Here is a 7,045-nt window from a genome sequence, read left to right on the forward strand (position 1 = left end):
GTTGCGGCGTCCACGGCGGGCGGAAAGACCGAGGCGGCGTTCCTGCCGTTGATTTCACAGGTGCTTGACGAGCCGTCGGGCGGCACCGGCTTCGACCTGCTCTACATCGGTCCGCTGAAAGCCCTGATCACGGACCAGGCCATGCGGCTGGAGGGCATCTGCCGGGAAGCAGAGCTTCCGGTTGTTCCCTGGCACGGAGATGTCTCGCAGTCCATCAAGACGCGCGCGTTGAAATCTCCAAAAGGGATCCTTCTGATAACCCCAGAGTCCCTTGAGGTGCTTTTCATTCGTCGCGGTTTGGAAATTGCCCGCCTGTTTGGGGCGACACGGGCGGTCGTGATCGACGAGCTGCACACAGTTCTGGACAGCGAACGCGGTGTCCAGCTTCGTTCACTGCTCACACGGCTCGAGCTCGCGATAAAGCGCCCAATCCGTCGGATAGGTCTGTCAGCTACGCTAGGCGACATGGACCTCGCTAAGGCCTATCTTCGCCCTGACGCCGCAAACGCTGTCCAGCTGATCGAAGCAGATGGCGGCGAGGCAGAATTGAAGCTTCAGCTTCGCGGCTACCTCTCAGGCGATGAAGATGAAAACAGCCCATCCGCAACGGACGCGATCGCAGCACATCTTTTCAAACACCTTCGAGGCAGCGACAACCTGGTCTTCGCCGGAGCGCGTCAACGGGTCGAGATTTACGCAGATCGGTTGCGGGAGCTTTGCGAACGGGAGCACCTGCCACAGGAATTCTATCCCCACCACGCGAGCCTCTCCCGAGAACACCGTGACTTCGTTGAGCGGCGCTTGAAGGACCCTGCGAAACCGACGACAGCCGTTTGCACATCGACGCTCGAGCTGGGAATCGACATCGGTGACGTGACCTGCGTGGCTCAAATCGGTGCGCCATTCAGCGTCGCGGCGTTGCGACAACGGCTTGGCCGATCAGGCCGCCGTGAAGGACAGCCGGCCATTCTGAGGCAGTACGCTCTCGAAGCCAAGTTGACGCCGGAGAGCAGTTTCGTGGATCGTCTTCGCCTCGGCCTGATCAGGTCCATCGCGATGATAGACCTGCTGCTGGAAGGCTGGTGCGAACCTCCAAAACCTCAGGCGCTTCATCTCTCGACGCTCGTCCATCAGATACTGTCAGTCATAGCGCAGCGCGGCGGTGCGTCTGCAAGCGTGGTCTACAATGTGCTCTGCCGCGAAGGCCCCTTTCGGAAGGTCACAACCGAAGTATTCGCAGATGTTTTGCGTGCGATCGGTCATCCTGAAACCGGCTTGATCGAACAGGCCGCAAGTGGGCTATTACTCTTGGGACCGGCAGGCGAAAAGCTGATCGAGCATTACAGCTTCTATGCGGTGTTCCAGACTCCTGAGGAGTTCCGGTTGGTCGCAGAGGGGCGGGATCTTGGAACCCTGCCAATCGACAATGTTCTTGCTCCTGGGATGCTGCTGATTTTTTCTGGGCGGCGTTGGGTAGTTCAAGAAATCCATGATCGGGAAAAGGTCATCGTCGTCAAACCCGCTAAGGCTGGTGTGCCTCCAGTCTTCGGCGGCGATGCGGGGGAAATTCATGACAAGGTGATCGACCGAATGTTCGCCGTGCTCGAGGGGGATTCCAGCCCAGCTTACATGGATACAGTCTCTTTGATGATGCTCGAGGAAGCGCGTGCTAACTATGAACAGCTGGGGTTTAGGGCCAATAACATGCACAGCATCGGCGAGCATACATCAGTCATTGCGACGCGGGTCGGTACGGTGAAGACATCAACCCTCGCTCTAGCACTGAGAAGTGAGGGGTTTTCAGTCGAGCAGCATGACGGGTTCCTGCTGGTGGAGGCCGGGGACGAAACGCCCGATCTACGGGCGGTGCTTGGAAGGATTTCGGCGGAAGATGCGCGAGACCTCTTCGGTGATGCTGGAAACCTTGTTTCGGAAAAGTTCCACCCCTATCTGCATCACGAATTATTGGTTCTCGACGCGTGTTCTTCCAAGGTCGATCTTAGTTGCCTTAGCAGGTTGTCAGAGCGGTTGAGATCATGACAATCATGCCCGATTACCTCAAATTCCGTAAATCGGTGCCGTATAGTGACCCCGGATCAACTGCGGCGAAGCTCCCATCCGAACGAACATCAATCCTTCGGTAAAGATCCAAGTATTCGTTCCCATGGGTGACCGAACCCTCGCGCGTAGGGATTATCAGTAGCTTTTCGGGATATTTGTATGGATCGGCATACCCAATTTCCCAAGGGCACCATCGCGAAGAAACTGAATTTGAGGTGGCAAGAAACAGGAAATAGTCGAGTTCCCTGATGCGCTTCTTGATTTTGTCTGCGGTTGTCCGATTGGGTTTACTCGGCATGGAATTGTCCATCCAATCCACATATACGTGCCAACCCGCCCTTGTCAGTAGGTTAATCAGGCCCTGCACGAGGTCGCGATCTTGGTGGGAATGGCAAAGGAATGCTGTAGTGAGTCTGTTCTGTTGGGCTTCAGCCAGCGACTTCGCAACACGCCTGTCCCCCATTCGTGCTTGGAGCCTGATATCTGTCATGGAAATTGGCATGGTATTTCTCCGCAGCTTCAAGGGAAGGATCGTTACTTTCCGAACTTTTCGGTGCTGCGAACCAGATCCACGATCGGTTGCAGGAGTTCGTCCAACGAAGTCACAGGATCATTTAGTTTGCCAATGTATGTCAATAACTCTGAGGGAACGCTTGGGTACGAAGTAGGATCGCTAAGAATTCGGTTCGCAAGCGTAGCAGCGGCGGAACCCGTGGCTCCAACCGGTAGCAAGACAAGTCCGTGTTGCGCCGCAATTTCAAATTCAGAAATTACTCCTGTTGCTTCTCGTTCAATGAAGCCTTCTTCGGAAATCTTGTTGCCAAATAAGAAAATTGCCATTCCAGCTGAAGGAATGAAATCGTTTCGGTACTTCTTCCATAGCTTTTCGCGTTCATCCTTGTCTTCGACAAACTGAGGAAATGGGCGAACAAGCAGGTGATCATCTACCTGGCGATCAAGATTTCTGTACACTTCCTCTAGGGCACCCGTGAAAAGCGCATTGCCTACGCCCAGACCGAGGCCCGTGCTAATCCGAAGTGAGTTCTCAACCAGCAGCGAACCGAGTTTTCGCATAAAGCCCGTAACTGCGTCTTCTCCCCAGGGCGAAAATTCAGATGCGCTAGCAGAAACGAATATGGTTCTCATGCGGAAACGCCGTGCCACCTCTCGAAGCGCTTCCGTGATTTCTTCATACTCATCCACCAAGATTGCGTGAATGTTGAACCTCTTCAGGTCCTCAATCATTAGGCGTTGTCGTGTCAGCGCGAGCCTAAAATCTTCGTCACTCTCGTGCGCTTGCCGTGATCGGTTCTTAAAGAATGCAAAGTGCCGTCTTTGGTTCTTCTCAAACGTTACGCGAACGCGCGAAAGAATGTAGTCCAAGTTGGGGTCAGAGAAGCTGAACCCAATGAAGACAAATGTCTTTGAGACCAGGTCCCCAGAAAGTGCCGTAATATATGCGCCGTGAGTCTTGAAGTACTTTTCGTAGTCATCTTTTGTTAGGATTGCGTTGGCCGGGTGTTCAACATCACCGTGCATTTTATAGACGATGGCATGTCGCTTCGATCTCGTGGTTGCGAGCTGGGGAACCGTGTATTTTACATCTGCGATTTTACCAGCTTCACGAAGAGAGTCCTCAATAAGCCGGTCATAGTTCGTCGTCCAGAAAACCGGGATGTCGAGGGACGCCAGTATTCGGTGATTTTCGGTTGGTTCGACATTTCGACCCAACGCATCCAATATCGCCTGATTGATCGTCGCCCGGTCTCGGGTCTGGTTTTCGTAGAATTGCGCCAAAGCGACAAGATCACTCTCTTTTTCGATGTCAAGTTCAAGCTCTTTCGCCAACGGCGCAAGAAGCTCTGACCAGTCCACATGTCCTGCAGCTTTGGACGCACCCGCGCCAAGGAATACAGCTGCATTTTCGGAGCGGATTTCTTCGACAAACTTTTCGACAAAGCGTTCTACGTCTTTCTTCATGTGGATAATGCTCCGAATAAAAGTCTGCCGATATTCCTGGTTCAGATTGCACTGAAGCCCAGTTTGGGTCCGTGATCTTATTTGTACTTGGCGCGATTTTGGATTGCCTCTTCAATCCAGCTTTCGATGTTAGTTTGGATGCTGGCGTAGATATCCTTGCTCGTGCTTCCGGCAGGATTCTTCAGTGTCGGAGCTGATCCCAGCGTCACAAGTCTGCCATCTTCAGACACCTTGAGGTCTATAAAGGGACTGGTACCTTTTGTGGAAGTATTGCCGTTCAAGTCTTTGAGTCCGTGGATATGAATGCCAAGGACGCCTTTCCCTTCTTCCCAGGCCTTTCTTATTTCGTACCGAACCCATTGCCGGGATGCTGTTTCGCTTCCCACTAGCACGACCACGCAGGATTTCCCTGCCATATTGTCATTTATCCACTTCTTGATGGCGGCTTCGCCTGTATTTTTGATTTCTTCCCAGCGGTTGGGCGTCACGGGACTGTTGCCCTCAAGAGAGTTCATATTCCGTACGAGCTGGGTGCGTGAGTGATCGTTATTGAAGTGAAAACTAAAGAAGACGCGACGGGCCATTTGGGTTCCTCGGATTAGGGTCAGGATGCATTGATTTTCGACGCGCTGCGTGATTCACGGCTTGGAAAACGGAGCGGTGACATGGGCGACCTTTTCTGGCTGACCGACGAGCAGATGGCCAAACTTACCCCTTTCTTCCCGAAGTCGCACGGCAAGCCACGGGTCGATGACAGACGGGTGTTGAGTGGGATTATCTTCATCAATCGCAATGGGTTGCGCTGGCGAGATGCGCCGCGCGAATATGGCCCGCACAAGACGCTGTACAGCCGATGGAAGCGTTGGAGCGAGAAAGGCATCTTCGCGCAGATGATGGTCGGCCTGGCTGCCGAACACGGAGAAGAGAAGACCGTGATGATCGACGCGACCTATTTGAAGGCACACCGCACCGCGACCAGCATGGCCGCGAAAAAGGGGGGCGTGGTCGCCTGATCGGTCGGACCAAGGGCGGCATGAACACCAAACTGCATGCCATCTGCGATAGCCAAGGGCGGCCGCTCAACCTGTTCGTCACCGCCGGCCAAGTCAGCGATTACATCGGCGCGCGGGCTCTGCTCAGCAACTTGCCAAAAGTCGACTGGTTGCTCGGGGATCGTGGCTATGACGCCGACTGGTTCAGGAACGCGTTGAAAGACAAAGGGATAAAGCCCTGCATCCCCGGCAGAAAGCAACGCAAGACCACGGTCAAATACGACAAGCGCCGATACAAACGACGCAACCGCATCGAGATCATGTTCGGCAGGCTCAAGGACTGGCGGCGTGTGGCTACACGATATGATCGCTGCCCCAAGGTCTTCCTCTCAGCCATCGCTCTGGCCGCGACCGTCATCTATTGGTTATGAATCCTGACCCTAGGGTGGAATCGTGACTGATCTAATGTGAGTTCGCAGCCCGTTTAGCTAAGTATTTTTCGTAGGTTTTCCCAATTCCAACGATAGAGTTGCCCGGCATCTTTGACCGGAGTGTAGTTTCCGTCTCGATAGCCAATGATTTGTACCACTTTTTTCCCTTGATCCCGGGCCATTTTGATTTCCTTCAATACACCGGGCGCGCGGTGCGTTTGAGGACCGACCATGACGAGCACAACCCTGGCTCTACCGATTGCCCTATAAGCCTTGGCCTCCCAACTCATCTCGGGAGCTGCTTCCTTCAACGAGTGATCGATGACTTGGAACGGCGAGTCGGGCCTACGAGCTTGTTGGATTATGAAATCCTTTAGCCGTCGGTCGTTGTCAAAGTCGAAGCTTACAAAAATCGGTGTCTTCAATCTTACCTCGTCTCGTGGAGCTTGTGGGTGGGCAGAGAACATCTAGTGCCGACTCTAGATATATTGTGGTGCGTCCGTCCTGCGATTGCAACTTCTAGTGGCGAACATCAGTACAGCAACCGCAAGTAATCGGTTTTCCTCGGGTGCCTAATGTTTCAAAGCGACGGTTGTTACGTGCGGAACTAGTGCGGCCATTTTCGGCTCGTGGCCATGGGAGATAGAACTTGAGGAGGTCTATTGTCCCTCTGCTGTCCCGTCCTATTGATCATGGCCCCTCCTGCCCTTTGGCCAGGACCGCGCCCTACTCGGCCGGCTGCAAGCAGCCGCCCTTCCCGAGCTGAAACGCCGCCTCTCCCTGCGCCGTGCCGCTGGCGGTGCAGTCTCCTCCGGAGACAGCCCGGCCAGCCGTCGCATGGTCGTGGCAACGCTTCATCTCGGCCATTTGGTAACGGTCGCTGGGGCGGGCGCGAGACATCAGTAATCTCGTACCTCGCGTCTCGGCCGGTGTTGGTCCTCGCTTTGCCGGACGCGCTGTGCCGCCCAGTCATCATGGGACGCAAACGGCGTTCCACGACCGCCGGATTGCATTGGCCGCAGCTGGCATCAGACCGGTGATGGTCGTGCTGCGCGCATCGCAAGTTATTGGGGTGCCGTAGAGGGTCCGTTCGAAATCCGGGTGATCCGGACACGTTGTCGAAGCTTCGACGGTATCTCTGCTGCTCTTCCAGACTACACACACATCGGGTTGCCACGGAAACCAGCCGTTGCGGCACGTGAGGCAGGGTCAGCAAAGCTCTGACTGGTCGGGATGCGGCTCGGAGCGAGAGGACAGAAATGTCGCCACCACAGGCATTTCTCTCTTTCGGTTGTTCACCCTCCTTTCTTCGCGGCCACCGCACTTCTCCTGGTGTCTGAGTTGCATGACATGCTGGTCGCAGCTGTCGACCCGTCCACAAAGGTTGTCGCCGATCTTTTTCCCCTGTCCCTGCGGGCCATTCCTCGCGAGGCAAAAAGACCGGCGCCTGCCCCTCTCCGCTGCGCTTCGCCTTCGGTGTGGCCGGGCCTTGGCCAGCTGCAAGGTGACCATCATTGCAACGCAAACAAGGAGAAGAGCAATGACCACGAACTGCATCAAATTCACCACCACCGACATCGA

Annotated in this window: 7 protein-coding genes; 2 read left to right on the forward strand and 5 right to left on the reverse strand. The window is 54.8% G+C overall.

All coding sequences use genetic code 11. The annotated features are described in order from the left end of the window. A partial coding sequence (locus SM765_RS22835) for a DEAD/DEAH box helicase (protein ID WP_368981930.1) occupies positions 1–2,040 on the forward strand: 2,040 nt, incomplete at its 5' end. Between the two features lie 13 nt (positions 2,041–2,053). Here the strand turns inward: SM765_RS22835 and SM765_RS22840 are convergent. The 3 genes from SM765_RS22840 to SM765_RS22850 all read right to left on the reverse strand — a co-directional run bounded on the left by SM765_RS22840 (position 2,054) and on the right by SM765_RS22850 (position 4,625). After that, positions 2,054–2,563 carry a toll/interleukin-1 receptor domain-containing protein gene (locus tag SM765_RS22840; protein WP_368981931.1) on the reverse strand — a complete coding sequence of 170 codons (510 nt, stop codon included), beginning with the start codon at positions 2,561–2,563 and terminating at the stop codon, positions 2,054–2,056. Between the two features lie 32 nt (positions 2,564–2,595). Beyond that, a complete protein-coding gene (locus SM765_RS22845) occupies positions 2,596–4,041 on the reverse strand; it encodes an SIR2 family protein (RefSeq protein WP_368981932.1) in 1,446 nt (481 codons plus the stop codon). Positions 4,042–4,118: 77 nt separating this feature from the next. Continuing rightward, the gene (locus SM765_RS22850; RefSeq protein WP_368981933.1) at positions 4,119–4,625 is read right to left on the reverse strand and encodes a TIR domain-containing protein; all 507 of its coding nucleotides are present in this window, start codon (positions 4,623–4,625) and stop codon (positions 4,119–4,121) included. A gap of 81 nt (positions 4,626–4,706) precedes the next feature. On the opposite strand from SM765_RS22850, the gene SM765_RS22855 reads away from it, so the two are divergent. Beyond that, a protein-coding gene (locus tag SM765_RS22855) for an IS5 family transposase (protein WP_368981934.1) occupies positions 4,707–5,464 on the forward strand; the annotation gives its coding sequence in 2 pieces (ribosomal slippage) (positions 4,707–5,031 and positions 5,031–5,464; 759 coding nt in all). Positions 5,465–5,517: 53 nt separating this feature from the next. On the opposite strand, the gene SM765_RS22860 is transcribed toward SM765_RS22855, so the two are convergent. Further along, positions 5,518–5,889 (reverse strand): TIR domain-containing protein, encoded by a 372-nt coding sequence (locus SM765_RS22860; RefSeq protein ID WP_156209801.1) that lies wholly within the window; start codon positions 5,887–5,889, stop codon positions 5,518–5,520. A 784-nt stretch (positions 5,890–6,673) separates the two neighbouring features. Then, the coding region (locus SM765_RS22865; protein ID WP_368981935.1) for a hypothetical protein at positions 6,674–7,045 on the reverse strand (372 nt) is incomplete at its 5' end.

The organism is Pseudophaeobacter sp. 1A09344, from assembly GCF_041008745.1.
Lineage (GTDB): Bacteria > Pseudomonadota > Alphaproteobacteria > Rhodobacterales > Rhodobacteraceae > Phycobacter > Phycobacter gallaeciensis_A.